Source organism: Burkholderia sp. Se-20373, from assembly GCF_017104705.1.
Taxonomy (GTDB): domain Bacteria; phylum Pseudomonadota; class Gammaproteobacteria; order Burkholderiales; family Burkholderiaceae; genus Burkholderia.
In genome coordinates this window covers 1-14156 of sequence record NZ_JAAGPH010000079.1, presented here as the reverse complement: position 1 = coordinate 14156, position 14156 = coordinate 1, and the positions used below count along the sequence as shown (strand labels likewise).

Here is a 14156-nt window from a genome sequence, read left to right as displayed (position 1 = left end):
AGCAAGCAGAAAGGAAGGGCGCGGCATCGGGCGCAGCCGGTCACGCATCGCGATCGCTGCGATCCGACGCGAACGCAAGCGCGACGAGCGACAGCACGCCGCAGACGATCACGTACCACGCGGGCGCGGCCGGATTGCCGGTCGCGCCGATCATCCACGTGACGATGAACTGCGCGAAGCCGCCGAAGATCGACACGCCGCCCGCATACGCGATCGACAGCGCAGTCGCACGCGTGCTCTTCGGAAACAGCTCGGCGAGGATCACACCGTTCGCGCCGGCGTTGATCGAGTGCAGCGCGGCGAGCAGCATCACGACCGCATACATCGTCGCGATCGACGGCACGGCACGCATCAGCCAGAAGCCCGGCAGGATCAGCACGGTCAGCGCAATGCGCGACCACAGCGCGACACGCTTGCTGCCGGTGCGGTCCGACAGACGCCCGCCGATCGGCGCGGCGACGAACATCACGGCGCCGGACAGGATCCCGCACCACAGCGCGGTATCCATCGGCAGGTGCAGCACCTTGATCGCATAGGTCGACATGTAGTACAGCACGATGAAGTGCGCGGCCGTGCCGCCGATCACGAGGCCGAGCGCGGTCAGCACGGCGGCGCCGTCGCGCCGCAGTACGGTGCCGAGTACGGCCGACGAACGCCGCGCGGCCGCGGCCGGCGCGTGCTGTTCGATCCCGTTGAAGCGCGCGCGCAGGTAAAGGCCGACCGGTGCGATCAGCACACCGAGCAGGAACGGCACGCGCCAGCCCCACGATTCGAGCGATGCCGCGTCGAGGAAATGCGACAGCAGGAAGCCTACGAACGAACCGGCGAGCGCCGCGGCGCCCTGGCTCGCGAATTGCCAGCTCGTGTAGAAGCCGCGCTCGCCGGCCGGCGCGCGCTCGGCGAGCAGCGACGTCGATACGCCCACCTCGCCGCCGGCCGAAAAGCCCTGCAGCAGCCGTGCGACGACCACCAGCACGGGAGCCATCACGCCGATCTGCGCATAGGTCGGCATCACGCCGATCATTCCGGTGCCGATCGCCATCGTGACGAGCGTGAGGTTCATCGCGGGCACGCGGCCGAAGCGGTCGGCAACGAGCCCGATCACGACGCCGCCAACCGGCCGCGCGATGAAACCGACACCGAAGGTCGCGACCGACATCAGCAACTGCTGCTGCGCGGATACCGCCGGAAAGAACAGTTTGCCGAGCAGCACCGCGAAGAAGCTGAACACGGTGAGATCGAAGAATTCGAGACCGTTGCCGATCGTGATCGCGACAATCAACTGACGATTGGACGGGGATGCGGCAACATTGCCGACATGCCCGCAGACCATGCTGTCCGCTCGGGGCGCCTTCATGAAGGTGTGTCTCCGTACTGGTTGTGCGTGTCGTGTGCGCGGCCCGTTCGACGGCCTGCGCATGCAGTCTAGGCATTCAAAAACTGCAGCCCGGAGCGACATTTTTCGATCGTGATAACGCGTGGTTATCGCGTGCTTTGAATGCGGCGGCGCGGTGTAGGATGGGAACGTCGCCACTGCCGCCGCGCCCCGCCACGCCGTGAAACACCACCAGCTCCGAGCGCTCGCCGCCATCGCCGAACACGGCAGCCTGCGCGCGGCCGCACGCGCGATCCATCTGTCGCAGCCCGCACTGACGAAGGCGATCCGCGAACTCGAACTCGACCTCGGCGTGCCGCTCGTCACGCGCAACGCGCGCGGCGCGCAGCTCACGCGTTTCGGGCAGGCCGTCCATGCGCGCGCGCGGCTGATCCTCGCGGAGATGCAGCACGCGCGCGACGACGTGATCCAGTTGTCGGGAGGCAAGGAAGGCGCGCTCGCCTGCGCGCTGACGCCGCTGATGTCGCTCGGTTTCCTGCCGGCCGCGCTCGACGCATTCCGGCAGCGGATGCCGACGATCCGCCTCGACGTACGCGAAGGCTTTCTCGACACCGCGCTGCCGCGCCTGCGCGACGGCTCGCTCGACTTCGTGATCGCGATCGTCGACGCGACGCGGCTATCGCCCGAATTCACGTTCCGGCCGCTGCTCGAATCGGCGCTGATTCTGATGACGCGCGCGAGCAATCCGCTGCGTCACTGCACATCGCTCGCGCAGTTGCAGGACGCGCAATGGGTGCTCAACACGTCGCCGGAAAGCATCGGTCGCCTGCTGCAGGACGTGTTCGTCGCGCACGGCTATCCGGCACCGCAGCCGATCGTCGAATGCACGTCGTTCAGCGCGGCGTTTTCGCTGTCGGTGCATACCGACAGCGTGTCATGCGTGCCGCAGAGCTTCATGGAGGTCGACTGGATTCGCGAGCGGATGGTCGCGATCGACATCGAGGAGACGATTCCGGCCGTGTCGGTCGGCGTCCTCACGCGCCGCGATGCGCTGAACACGCTTGCATGCGACTACCTGATCCACTGTTTCGTCGAGGCCGTACGCCGGCACGATCGCGCGACGCTGCTGTGGCGATAGCGGCGCGGCACGCGAGACGCACCGCCATTCAGACGAACAGCGCGAGACACAGCGCGGCGCCGCACAGATACGTGCCGAGCGCGCCGACGAAACGCACGGGATTCGGGTCGGCCATCGTCGGCCATGCAAGCAGGCCCGATCACGAGCAGGCAGCGACACGCGGTCGCCGCGACGATCAGCGCCAGGATCGCGCGCGATGGATCGTGTGTACCGAAATAGAGAAACAGCACCGCGAGAAACGGCGCGTATTCGGCCGTGTTGCCGTGCGCGCGCACGATCTTGTGCAGCCCGTTCGCGGGATCGGCCGCACACCCGGAACCGGTGGTGCACCGGAAGCGCGTGACGGACACGACGAGCCCGAGCCCGAACAGCAGCAGCCCGAGGATGGCCGTGCAACCGAGCGCGACGGGGTGGATCGCCATGGGACTCCCGGCAAACGCGGAAATGCGCCGCAGATCCAATGATCGTACCCGTGACCGGTACACGCGACCATCACGGAAACCCTCAGCAGCGCCGTGCGCCGGACACAAGTTTTCGGTCGGGTTCCGATCCCAATTGTCGCTCCGCCGCACCGCACGAAACCGGTGCATCGCCCCCGTCTGCCAGGGTGTCCGGGCCTGCCCGCCGACCCACCCTGCCACTCGACGCCACCGGCGCGAAACGCGCAAACGTTACGCTGCGACGGCATGCACCATCGCAACGCAACGCGGGTGACAGCGCGTCGCGGGCACGCGCGTTGCGCCGACGCATCTCGGTAGTGAACGCCCTTGGCAGCCCGCTGCGGAGGACTACACTAATCCTTAATGGGGTGCGGCCGGAGCCCGCGCCTTCAGGGAGACGCCGCCATGAATCGGCCGCTGAATCGTATCCTTCCGCGCGTGACCGGTCCCGCATCGGTCTGGACGTGGGTCAAGTGGTCTTTGCTGGCCGCGCTGCTGATCGCCGTGGCGATCGTTGCGCGACTCGTGCAGAGCGAGATCGAAACGTCGCGGCTGCAGGCGCACTACCTGTCCGAGCTCACCCGCGATGTCGGCTATACGGTCGAGACGGGTCCGAGCGATCACATCCGCTTCCCCGCGAACGGCCCCTACGACCAGCGCCTCGGCTACGCGATGATTCCGGCGTTCCAGGAGCGGCTGCTCGCACGCGGCTTCGTCGTCAGCAAGCAGGCGCGCGATTCGCAGCGAATGCTGTCGCTCGGCGAGCGCGGATTGTTCCTCCCGTTTGAAGAGAAGGACCAGGCGGGCCTGATGCTGTTCGACTCGACCGGCGCGCCGCTGTTCGCGACCGTGTTCCCGCAGCGCGTCTACGCCGACTTCGACCTGGTGCCGCGCGTGGTGGCCGATTCGCTGCTGTTCATCGAGGATCGCTACCTGCTCGACGCGAACGAGCCGAACCGCAACCCGGCGATCGACTGGGGGCGCTTCGGCCGCGCGGTCGCCGACCAGGCGCTGCACGTCGTCAACCGTCATCAGGCGCGCCCGGGCGGCAGCACGCTCGCGACGCAGATCGAGAAATTCCGCCATTCGCCCGAGGGCCGTACCGCGACGCCGCCCGAGAAGCTGCGGCAGATCGCGTCCGCGTCGGTGCGCGCGTACCTGAACGGCCCGCAGACGATGCTCGCGCGCCGCACCATCGTCGTGCGCTACCTGAACTCGGTGCCGCTCGCCGCACGGCCGCATATCGGCGAAATCACCGGTATCGGCGACGGTCTCGCCGCGTGGTACGGCCGCGACTTCAACGACGTGAACCGGATCCTGTCCGCGCCGACGACCGGCGACAACGTCGACGAGCAAGGCAAGACGTTCCGCGAGGTGCTGTCGCTGATCATCGCGCAGCGCGCGCCGTCTTACTTCCTCAATCGCGGCTACCCGGCGCTGCAGAAGCTGACCGACAGCTACCTGCGGCTGCTGTCGAACGGCGGCGTGATCTCGCCCGCGTTGCGCGACGCCGCGCTTGGCGCGCAGATCGAACGCAGCGCGCCGCCGGCCGCCGCGCGCGTGCAGTCGTTCGTGTCGCGCAAGGCCGTGACGTCCGCGCGCGCGTCGCTGCTGTCGGCGCTCGGCATCAGCGACCTGTACCAGCTCGACCAGTTCGACCTGCAGGCGACCAGCACGCTCGACAACGGCGTGCAGCAGGCGGTCGCCGAACGGCTCGCCCAGGCGTCGACGCGCGACGGGGCGCAGAAGGCCGGCCTGTACGGTTTCGAGATGCTCGCACCGAAGGACGACCCGTCGCACCTCACGTACAGCTTCACGCTGTACGAACACCGCAACGGCGCGAATCTGCTGCGCGTGCAGACCGACAGCGTGAACGAGCCGTTCGACGTGAATCGCGGCGGCCGCATCAACCTCGGCTCGACCGCGAAGCTGCGCACGCTGATCACGTATCTGCAGATCGTGTCCGACCTGCATGCGCGCTACGCAAACCTGTCGAACGCGGAACTGGCGCGCGTGAAGCCCGACCCGATCGACGGGCTGTCGCACTGGGCGCTCGACTACCTGTCGCATACGCGCGACCGCTCGCTGCAGGCGATGCTCGACGCGGCCGTCGAGCGCAAGTATTCGGCGAGCCCCGACGTGTTCTACACGGGCGGCGGCGCGCAAGTGTTCTCGAACTTCGAGAAGTCGGACAACGGCCGCATCCTGACGCTGCACACGGCGTTCGAGCATTCGGTCAACCTCGTGTTCGTGCGGCTGATGCGCGACATCGTCCACTACGAGACGCTGCAGGCGGCCGGCCCGTCGTCATCGTGGCTCGGCGATCCGCAGCAGCGCCAGCATTACCTGCAGCAGTTCGTCGACGGCGAAAGCCAGGTCTACGTGAAGCGCTATTACACGCGCTATGCGGGCAAGGCGCCCGACGACGCGCTCGCGCTGATGCTGAAGGACGTGCGCAAATCGCCGCCGAAGATCGCGACGGTGCTGCGCAGCGTCGCACCGAACGAATCGCTCGCGTGGTTCGATGCGCAGATGCGCGTGCAACTGAAGGGCACGCCCGCCGCGACGCTGTCCGACGACGACCTTGCCAAGCTCTACGCGAAGTACGCGATCGACCGCTTCAACCTCAACGATCGCGGCTATATCGCGAGCGTGCACCCGCTCGCGCTGTGGACGCTCAACTACCTGCGCGCGCACCCGGCAGCGTCGCTCGCCGACGTCCAGCGCGACAGCCGCGATGCGCGCTTCTACACGTACTCGTGGCTGTACAAGACGCGCTACCACGCGACCCAGGATCGTCGCATCCGCCGCATGGTCGAGCTGCGCGCGTACGCGGAAATCACGAAGTCGTGGCGCGCGCTCGGCTACCCGTTCGCGGAAGTCACGCCGTCGTACGCGGCCGCGATCGGCGCATCGGGCGACCAGCCCGACGCACTCGCGAAACTGATCGGCCTGATCGCGAACGGCGGCCGGAAGGCGCCGACCGAAACGATCACGCGGCTCGACTTCGCGAAGGGCACGCCGTACGAAACGCACTTCGAGCGCGCGGTCGCCCGGCCGCAGCCGATGCTGTCGCCGGAGATCGTCAACGTGGCGCACACGCTGCTGCGCGACGTCGTGCTCAACGGCACCGCGCGCCGCCTCGCGGGCGGCTTCACGCTGCCCGACGGCAAGACGCTCGACGTGTACGGCAAGACGGGGACGGGCGACCAGCGCTTCAACGTCTATGCGCGCGGCGCGCGGCTGATCGAGTCGCGCAAGGTGAACCGCAGCGGCACCTTCGTGTTCGTGCTCGGCGACCGGTTCTTCGGGGTCCTGACCGCAACGGCGCACGAGCCGTATGCGGCGCGCTACGACTTCACGAGCGCGATGGCCGTGCAGTTGCTGAAGTCGATGGCGCCGGCGCTCGCGCCGCTGATCGAGCGCCCGGCCGGCACGCGCACCGCGGGCCCCGCCCCGCAGGCGGAAACGCCCGCGCCGGGCGCCGCGACCGCGCAACCGTCCTGACGGCCGCGCGTCCGTTCATGCACCGGCGCGCCGCTCAGTGCGAGCGGCCGTCGTAGTGCGTGACCGGCAGCGCGTCGATATCGACATCCTCGAGACAGCGCACGTTGATCGCGGCCATCGCGGTGCCGTTCGGGTGGACGCCCTCGCCGAACGTGTGAATCCCGCAGCGCTTGCAGAAGCGGTGCTGGATCACGTGCTTGTTGAACATGTAGGTGGCGAGACGGTCGTCGGGCGTGAGGAGCGTCATGTGGTCGCGCGGCACGAACCACATCAGCGCGCCCTTGCGCCGGCAGATCGAGCAGTTGCACGCCATCACGCCCTGCAGGTCGCCTTCCGCCTCGAACTTCACGTCGCCGCAGTGACAGCTTCCGCGATAAAGCATGGTCGTCTCCCGGTGCGGCCCGTGCGCATCGACGGCGCCCCGGCGGAACACCGTTGGCCGGGCCGATCCAAGCGGGTACAGTAGCGCCCACACGTGCCACACGCAATGTCCGTGCGGCGCCCGTCCCGACCCTGTCCAACCCAAGGAAAATCGTCATGCTCGAACTGCGTCCCGGCTGCGAATGCTGCGACAAGGACCTGCCGCCCGATTCGGCCGATGCACGCATCTGTACGTTCGAATGCACGTTTTGCGCGACCTGTGCCGACGACGTGCTGAAGGGCCGCTGCCCGAACTGCGGCGGCGACCTGGTCGCGCGCCCGCGGCGGCCGGCGAGCCTCCTCGCGAAGTACCCGGCGTCCACCGAACGCATCCACAAGCCGGGCGGCTGCGCGAACGCCTGACGGCGCCGCACCGCCCCGCCCCTCCCGTCACGACATCTCGATCCGTGCGCGCGTCACCGCGAGCAGCGCGGCCATCGCGCGGCGCGCACCGTCCTCGTCGCGCACGCGGATCGCATCGCTGACGGCCGTATGCTCGGCGAGCGACGCGTTGTACACGTCCGCGCGGCGCGCATTCAGCTGCAGTTGCGCCTCGAGCGTCCGATCGATCAACGTGCCGAGCGGCACCAGCAGTTCGTTGCCGCCGGCCTCGAGCACGCTCAGGTGAAAGCGCAGGTCGGCGCGCACCCATTCGTCGACGTTGCGCGCGGCGGCCATCGCGCGCGCCGCGCCGTCGATCGCGTCGAACGTCTCCGGCGTATGCATGCGCGCGGCAAGCGCGGCCGCGTACGGCTCGACCATCTCGCGCATCTCCTGCAGCTTCAGCGCGAACGCGACCGGCGGCGCGACACGCGCGTACCAGTCGAGCAGGTCGGCGTCGAGCAGGTTCCAGACGCCGCGCGGCCGCACGCGCGTACCGATCTTCGGCCGCGACTCGACGAGCCCCTTCGACGTAAGCGTACGCAGCGCCTCGCGCATCACCGTGCGGCTCACGCCGTACATCACCATCAGGTCGGGCTCCCTCGGCAGCAGCGACTCGGGCGGGTAGTCGCCGCGCAGGATCGCCGTGGCGAGCCGGAAGGCCGTTTGTCCATGCAGGTCGCGTCGAATGATCGTTCTCCGTTATGCCGGTACCCGGGCGTACCGGCTGCCCACTATCTGCACAATAGTGCTATTAATACTATTTTTTATCGGGCTGCGCTAGGATAACCGTCAAAGCACGCGACCGTGCGCCGCGCCCGACTGCCCGCGCCGGTCAACCCTGGAGACTCGCACCGTGAAAATCACCCGCCTCGAAACCTTCGTCGTCCCGCCGCGCTGGCTGTTCCTCAAGATCGAAACCGACGAGGGCATCGTCGGCTGGGGCGAGCCGATCGTCGAAGGCCGTGCGCACACGGTCGAGGCTGCCGTGCAGGAACTGGCCGACTACCTCGTCGGCCGCGACCCGCTGCTGATCGAGGATCACTGGCAGGTGATGTACCGCGCGGGCTTCTACCGCGGCGGCCCGATCACGATGAGCGCGATCGCGGGCGTCGACCAGGCGCTGTGGGACATCAAGGGCAAGCATCACGGCGTGCCCGTGCACGCGCTGCTCGGCGGCCAGGTGCGCGATCGCATCAAGGTGTATTCGTGGATCGGCGGCGACCGGCCGAGCGACGTCGCGAACAATGCGCGCGCGGTGGTCGAGCGCGGCTTCAAGGCCGTGAAGATGAACGGCTCCGAGGAGCTGCAGATCGTCGACACCTACGACAAGGTCGAGCAGGTGATCGCGAACGTCGCGGCGGTGCGCGACGCGGTCGGCCCGCACGTCGGGATCGGCGTCGACTTCCACGGCCGCGTGCACAAGCCGATGGCGAAGGTGCTCGCGAAGGAGCTCGATCCGTACAAGCTGATGTTCATCGAGGAGCCAGTGCTGTCGGAGAACGCCGAGGCGCTGCGCGACATCGTCAACCAGACCAACACGCCGATCGCGCTCGGCGAGCGGCTCTACTCGCGCTGGGATTTCAAGCACATCCTCGCGGGCGGCTACGTCGACATCATCCAGCCCGACGCATCGCATGCGGGCGGCATCACCGAGTGCCGCAAGATCGCGACGCTCGCCGAGAGCTACGATGTCGCGCTCGCGCTGCACTGCCCGCTTGGGCCCATCGCGCTCGCCGCGTGCCTGCAGCTCGACGCGGTCAGCTACAACGCGTTCATCCAGGAACAGAGCCTCGGCATCCACTACAACCAGGGCAACGACCTGCTCGACTACCTGCGCAACCCCGAGGTGTTCCGCTACGAGGACGGCTTCGTCGCGATCCCGCAGGGCCCGGGGCTCGGCATCGACGTGAACGAGGAGAAAGTGCGCGAGATGGCGCAGACGGGGCACCGCTGGCGCAACCCGGTGTGGCGTCACGAGGACGGCAGCGTCGCCGAGTGGTGAGCGCGATGCGCGGCGCGCGGCTTCGGCCCGTGCGGCAAATATCGATTCGAGAACGGCCGCCCGACGGGCAGCCGTTTTTGCATGCGCAGTGCGGTGCCCGGCACGTGCCGGCTGCGCGACGGCGGCCTTGCGCCGCGCGGCGCGAGCCCTGCCGTCAGCCGATCGCCGCGAACCCCGGCACGCTGAACGACAGCACGGCGGCCGCGATGAACACGCCGATCATCGTGAGCGCCTCGAGATGCAGGATGTTGCGGAACGTGTGCGCATCCTCGGTCGACGCGGTGCGGCGCAGACGCGGCAGCGCCGCGAAGCGGTTCAGGCCGCCCAGCACGAGCGCGAGCGCGACGAGCAGCAGCTTCAGCAGCAACAAGTGCCCCCACGTGCTGCCGTCGAGCGGCGCGAGCGAACCGCCGAGCCCGCGGAGCGCATTGAGCGCGCCGGTGCCGAGCACGAAGACGACCGCGATGATCGACGTGCGAGAAAGATGCTGGCCGATGCGGATCAGCGCACCGCGCGCGACCGACGACCCGAGCGCCGGCAGCACCGCGAGGCCACCCGCGAGCACGAGGCCGCCCCACACGGCCGTCGCGAGCAGGTGCAGCGTCTGCACGCCGACCGCCGCGGACAACGCCCCCGTATCGGCCGCATGGCCGAGCGACGCCTTGCCGGCCGCGACCACGATCACCGCGAGCCACAGCACCGCGTGTGCGGCCGGCCCCTCCGGCTTCGCCAGCGCGACGATCGCGAGCACCACGGCGCCGGCGAACGCGACGCTCCACGCGAAGCCCGTATGCGTCTGCATCAGCATCACGGGAATCGCGGCGAACGCGCCGCCGAGCCCCGCCCCGCTCATCGTCGCCGCCTCGTAGACGAGCCAGCCGAGATCCGCGAGCACCAGCGCCAATGCCGCCGCGACCAGCGAATGTTGCGCGCGCAGCCACGCGGGATGCGACGGCGCGACGACCGGACGCGCACCGTCCTTGCCGAGCCATGCCTTGAGCAGCGCCGAGCCGACCGCCATCGCGAACGCGGCGTCCATCAGCGCCGCGAGCGCGACCTGACCGATCCACAAGCTGTCGAACTTCATCGCGCGCCCCCTCCCGACAGCGGCAGGCCGACGAGATGGCAGCAACGGAATGGACAGCATGAGGAAGGCAACGGCACGGTAGAAAACGTCATCGATGAATCCGGAAACGGGAGAAATGACTGGACCTGCGGCGGAGGCGGCGCCGCGCGACCCGCGAGTGTACGGTCTTCGATGGTGAAAACGCACGCCGGTTCACACCGACGCGTCGCAACACGCGTCAAATTGTCGCAAGTCGCAAACGGACAGGAACCGACGTCCTTTTGCCAAATAGCCGTCATTACCCATCGATGATAGAATGCCGCGTCGCAGCAGCCCGGCTGCCTTGCCGTCATGCGCCGAGCCGATCGTAGCCCGGACAACAGGTCCCCGTCGAATAAACATGGAGTCTCGTGTGTCTTCAAGACGCCTCTTCCGTCCGCTGCTCGCCGTTCTGATGTTCGGCAGCGCGGGCCTTATGAGCGCTGCCCAAGCGCAGACCAAGCCCACGGAGCAAGCGCACGCCCAGCAGGCGCCGCTCAAGGCACCCGATACCATGGCCGAGCGTGTGCGCGGCTGTACGGCCTGCCACGGCGTCCACGGCCAGGGCACGGACAACGACTACTTCCCGCGTCTTGCCGGCAAGCCGGCCGAGTACCTGTACAACCAGCTCGTCAACTTCCGTGACGGCCGGCGCAAGTACCCGCCGATGAACTACCTGCTGACGTACCTGAACGACGACTACCTGCGTGAAATGGCCGAGCACTTCTCGGCCGAACGCCCGCCGTACCCGGCGCCGGCGAAGCCGACGCTGCCGGCCGCGACGCTCGCGCGCGGCAAGCAGCTCGTCACGCAAGGCGACCCGTCCCGCAAGCTGCCGGCCTGCGTGGCCTGCCACGGCGCGACGCTGACCGGCATGCAGCCGGCGATCCCGGGCCTGGTCGGCCTGCACGCCGACTACCTGAGCGCGCAGATCGGTGCATGGCGTTCGGGCAACCGTCACGCGAAGGCGCCTGACTGCATGCATGAAGTCGCTTCGAAGCTTTCCGACGAAGACGTGACGGCCGTGACCGCATGGCTTGCCGCGCAACCGGCGCCCGCCAACCCCGTGCCGGCTCCGGCGCGTTCGATGAAGACTCCGCTCGCCTGCGGCAGCGAACCGCAATAAGGCAAGGGAGACAGACACAATGAAACGCAAGTCCCTGTTTGCACTCTCGGCCGTCGCGATCGTCGCGGCTGCCGCCCTCGTGCCGGTCCTGTGGCCGGGCAACGACACGCTGCACGGCGCTTCCGCCGTCGCGGCCACGCCGGCCGACCAGGCCGCGCTGATCAAGAAGGGCGAATACCTCGCGCGCGTCGGCGACTGTATCGCGTGCCACACCGTGCGCGGCGGCAAGTCGTTCGCGGGCGGTCTGCCGATGGCGACGCCGTTCGGCACGATGTACACGCCGAACATCACGCCGGACGACAAGGACGGCATCGGCAAGTGGACGTCGGACGACTTCTACCGCGCGATGCACACCGGTCGTTCGAAGGACGGCAGCCTGCTCTACCCGGGCTTCCCGTTCGCGAGCTACACGAAGGTCACGCGTGCGGATTCGGACGCGATCTACGCGTACCTGCGCTCGGTCGCGCCGGTGTCGGTGCCGAGCCGTCCGCATGAACTGAAGTTCCCGTTCAACAACCGCAACCTGCTGATCGGCTGGCGCACGCTGTTCTTCAAGGAAGGCGAATACAAGCCGGATCCGACCAAGTCGGTCGAATGGAACCGCGGCGCGTACCTCGTCGAAGGCCTCGGCCACTGCTCGATGTGCCACACGTCGATCAACATGATGGGCGGCCCGGTGACGGGCTCGGCATTCGCCGGCGGCCTGATCCCGCTGCAGAACTGGTATGCGCCGTCGCTGACGAACGACAAGGAACTCGGCCTCGGCGACTGGCACGTGCAGGAGCTGTCCGACCTGCTGCAGGCCGGCGTGTCGCAGAAGGGCGCGGTGTTCGGCCCGATGGCGGACGTGGTCCACAACAGCCTGCAGTACATGACCGACGAAGATACGCGCGCGATGTCGACGTACCTGAAGTCGATCCCGCAGAAGGCTGAAGCGCCGAAGAACATGCAGTACGAGCCGTCGAAGCAGTTCGGCAACGCGCTGTTCGACCAGGGCAAGAAGATCTACGCGGACAACTGCGCGACCTGCCACGCCGAAAACGGCGCAGGCAAGCCGCCGGCGTATCCGCCGCTCGCGGGCAACCACTCGATCATGATGGAATCGGCCGTCAACCCGATCCGCATGGTGCTGAACGGTGGCTATCCGCCGAGCACGTTCAAGAATCCGCGTCCGTACGGGATGCCGCCGTTCGCCCAGTCGCTGTCGAACCAGGAAGTTGCGGCGGTCGTCACGTATATCCGGGTATCGTGGGGCAACAACGGTACGCCGATCTCGCCGCAACAGGTGAGCGACCTGCGTTCCGCGCCGCTCGACTAAGAAGCGGCTGACACAAACGGGGCGCGGCTGCGGGAAACCGCGGCCGCGCCCTTTTGCATTTTGCGATGTCACCTCCCGCGCGGGCCGCGCGCGACGTCGCCGATCATAAAACTGAAGAGTGGTATCTATGTCTTTTGAATCTCTCGGCTTGGCCGAACCGCTGGTCAAGGCGGTCAACGAGCTCGGCTACACGTCGCCGACCCCGATCCAGCAACAGGCGATTCCGGCCGTCCTCGGCGGCGGCGACCTGCTCGCCGGCGCGCAGACGGGCACCGGCAAGACCGCCGGCTTCACGCTGCCGATCCTGCAACGCCTGCATACGTTCTACGCGGAACATCGCGGCGCGAAGCGCGCGGTGCGCGCGCTGATCCTCACGCCGACGCGCGAACTCGCCGCCCAGGTCGAGGAAAGCGTCCGTGCGTACAGCAAGTACCTGAAGCTGCGCTCGACCGTGATGTTCGGCGGCGTCAGCATCAATCCGCAGATCGATGCGCTCAAGCGCGGCGTCGACATCGTCGTCGCGACGCCGGGCCGCCTGCTCGATCACATGCAGCAGAAGACGATCGACCTGTCGGACCTCGACATCCTCGTGCTCGACGAAGCCGACCGGATGCTCGACATGGGCTTCATCCACGACATCAAGCGCGTGCTCGCGAAGCTGCCGCCGCAGCGCCAGAACCTGCTGTTCTCGGCCACCTTCTCCGACGAGATCAAGGCGCTCGCCGACAGCCTGCTCGACTCGCCCGCGCTGATCGAGGTCGCACGCCGCAACACGACCGCCGAAAGCGTCGCGCAGAAGATCCACCCGGTCGACCGCGACCGCAAGCGCGAACTGCTCACGCACCTGATCCGCGAACACAACTGGTTCCAGGTGCTCGTGTTCACGCGCACGAAGCACGGCGCGAACCGGCTTGCCGAGCAGCTGACGAAGGACGGCATCAGCGCGATGGCGATCCACGGCAACAAGAGCCAGTCGGCCCGCACGCGCGCGCTGGCGGAGTTCAAGAACAGCACGCTGCAGGTGCTCGTCGCGACCGATATCGCCGCGCGCGGGATCGACATCGACCAGCTGCCGCACGTCGTCAACTTCGACCTGCCGAACGTGCCGGAAGACTACGTGCACCGGATCGGCCGCACGGGCCGTGCGGGCGCGACCGGCGAAGCCGTGTCGCTCGTGTGCGTCGACGAGAAGCAACTGCTGCGCGACATCGAGCGGCTGATCAAGCGCGAGATTCCGCAGGAAGTGATCGCGGGCTTCACCCCCGATCCGAACGCGAAGCCGGAGCCGATCCAGCAGCGCCGCGGGCAGCAGCAGCCGCGCGGCGGCGGCGGCGGCAATCGCCAGCCGCGCGCAGGCGGCTCAGCCCAGCCGGCCGCGAA

At 68.0% G+C, this 14156-nt stretch carries 11 protein-coding genes and 1 pseudogene; 7 read left to right on the top strand and 5 right to left on the bottom strand.

Annotated features, from left to right (window positions below; translation table 11 throughout):
- Positions 1-40: 40 nt before the first annotated feature.
- Positions 41-1357: an MFS transporter gene (locus G3N96_RS23595; protein WP_206138635.1), complete on the bottom strand. Its 1317-nt coding sequence runs from the start codon at positions 1355-1357 to the stop codon at positions 41-43.
- 199 nt (positions 1358-1556) lie between these two features.
- Here G3N96_RS23595 and G3N96_RS23590 point away from each other — a divergent pair, with 199 nt between their 5' ends.
- Positions 1557-2474, top strand: a complete 918-nt coding sequence (locus tag G3N96_RS23590; RefSeq protein WP_124580820.1) for a LysR substrate-binding domain-containing protein — start codon at positions 1557-1559, stop codon at positions 2472-2474.
- 28 nt (positions 2475-2502) lie between these two features.
- Here G3N96_RS23590 and G3N96_RS23585 read toward each other — a convergent pair.
- A pseudogene (locus G3N96_RS23585) lies at positions 2503-2896 on the bottom strand (MAPEG family protein).
- Between the two features lie 423 nt (positions 2897-3319).
- On the opposite strand from G3N96_RS23585, the gene G3N96_RS23580 reads away from it, so the two are divergent.
- A complete protein-coding gene (locus G3N96_RS23580; protein ID WP_206138634.1) occupies positions 3320-6421 on the top strand; it encodes a transglycosylase domain-containing protein in 3102 nt (1033 codons plus the stop codon).
- A gap of 34 nt (positions 6422-6455) precedes the next feature.
- On the opposite strand, the gene G3N96_RS23575 is transcribed toward G3N96_RS23580, so the two are convergent.
- The gene (locus G3N96_RS23575; protein WP_124580816.1) at positions 6456-6803 is read right to left on the bottom strand and encodes a GFA family protein; all 348 of its coding nucleotides are present in this window, start codon (positions 6801-6803) and stop codon (positions 6456-6458) included.
- A 155-nt stretch (positions 6804-6958) separates the two neighbouring features.
- Here G3N96_RS23575 and G3N96_RS23570 point away from each other — a divergent pair, with 155 nt between their 5' ends.
- Positions 6959-7204 (top strand): DUF1272 domain-containing protein, encoded by a 246-nt coding sequence (locus G3N96_RS23570; RefSeq protein WP_039359973.1) that lies wholly within the window; start codon positions 6959-6961, stop codon positions 7202-7204.
- 27 nt (positions 7205-7231) lie between these two features.
- Here the strand turns inward: G3N96_RS23570 and G3N96_RS23565 are convergent, their stop codons facing one another.
- Entirely contained in the window at positions 7232-7915 is a 684-nt protein-coding gene (locus tag G3N96_RS23565; RefSeq protein WP_206138653.1) for an FCD domain-containing protein, read from the bottom strand.
- Between the two features lie 163 nt (positions 7916-8078).
- Between G3N96_RS23565 and dgoD the strand changes: the two genes are divergently transcribed.
- Positions 8079-9227 (top strand): galactonate dehydratase, encoded by a 1149-nt coding sequence (dgoD, locus tag G3N96_RS23560; RefSeq protein WP_124580812.1) that lies wholly within the window; start codon positions 8079-8081, stop codon positions 9225-9227.
- 154 nt (positions 9228-9381) lie between these two features.
- Here the strand turns inward: dgoD and G3N96_RS23555 are convergent, their stop codons facing one another.
- Positions 9382-10314 carry a CopD family protein gene (locus tag G3N96_RS23555; protein ID WP_206138633.1) on the bottom strand — a complete coding sequence of 311 codons (933 nt, stop codon included), beginning with the start codon at positions 10312-10314 and terminating at the stop codon, positions 9382-9384.
- A 379-nt stretch (positions 10315-10693) separates the two neighbouring features.
- Here G3N96_RS23555 and G3N96_RS23550 point away from each other — a divergent pair, with 379 nt between their 5' ends.
- The 3 genes from G3N96_RS23550 to G3N96_RS23540 form a co-directional block, all read left to right on the top strand.
- Entirely contained in the window at positions 10694-11458 is a 765-nt protein-coding gene (locus G3N96_RS23550) for a c-type cytochrome (protein ID WP_046544481.1), read from the top strand.
- 19 nt (positions 11459-11477) lie between these two features.
- Positions 11478-12776 carry a cytochrome c gene (locus G3N96_RS23545; RefSeq protein ID WP_089426268.1) on the top strand — a complete coding sequence of 433 codons (1299 nt, stop codon included), beginning with the start codon at positions 11478-11480 and terminating at the stop codon, positions 12774-12776.
- Positions 12777-12903: 127 nt separating this feature from the next.
- Positions 12904-14156 (top strand): DEAD/DEAH box helicase (locus G3N96_RS23540; RefSeq protein ID WP_206138632.1); only part of this gene is annotated, 1253 nt, incomplete at its 3' end.

Excerpts from the sequence above, each read along its gene's own strand:
- G3N96_RS23595 (WP_206138635.1), bottom strand. The coding sequence starts at position 1,357 with ATGAAGGCGCCCCGAGCGGACAGCATGGTCTGCGGGCATGTCGGCAAT.
- G3N96_RS23580 (WP_206138634.1), top strand. The coding sequence starts at position 3,320 with ATGAATCGGCCGCTGAATCGTATCCTTCCGCGCGTGACCGGTCCCGCA.
- G3N96_RS23575 (WP_124580816.1), bottom strand. The coding sequence starts at position 6,803 with ATGCTTTATCGCGGAAGCTGTCACTGCGGCGACGTGAAGTTCGAGGCG.
- G3N96_RS23570 (WP_039359973.1), top strand. The coding sequence starts at position 6,959 with ATGCTCGAACTGCGTCCCGGCTGCGAATGCTGCGACAAGGACCTGCCG.
- G3N96_RS23555 (WP_206138633.1), bottom strand. The coding sequence starts at position 10,314 with ATGAAGTTCGACAGCTTGTGGATCGGTCAGGTCGCGCTCGCGGCGCTG.
- G3N96_RS23550 (WP_046544481.1), top strand. The coding sequence starts at position 10,694 with ATGGAGTCTCGTGTGTCTTCAAGACGCCTCTTCCGTCCGCTGCTCGCC.
- G3N96_RS23545 (WP_089426268.1), top strand. The coding sequence starts at position 11,478 with ATGAAACGCAAGTCCCTGTTTGCACTCTCGGCCGTCGCGATCGTCGCG.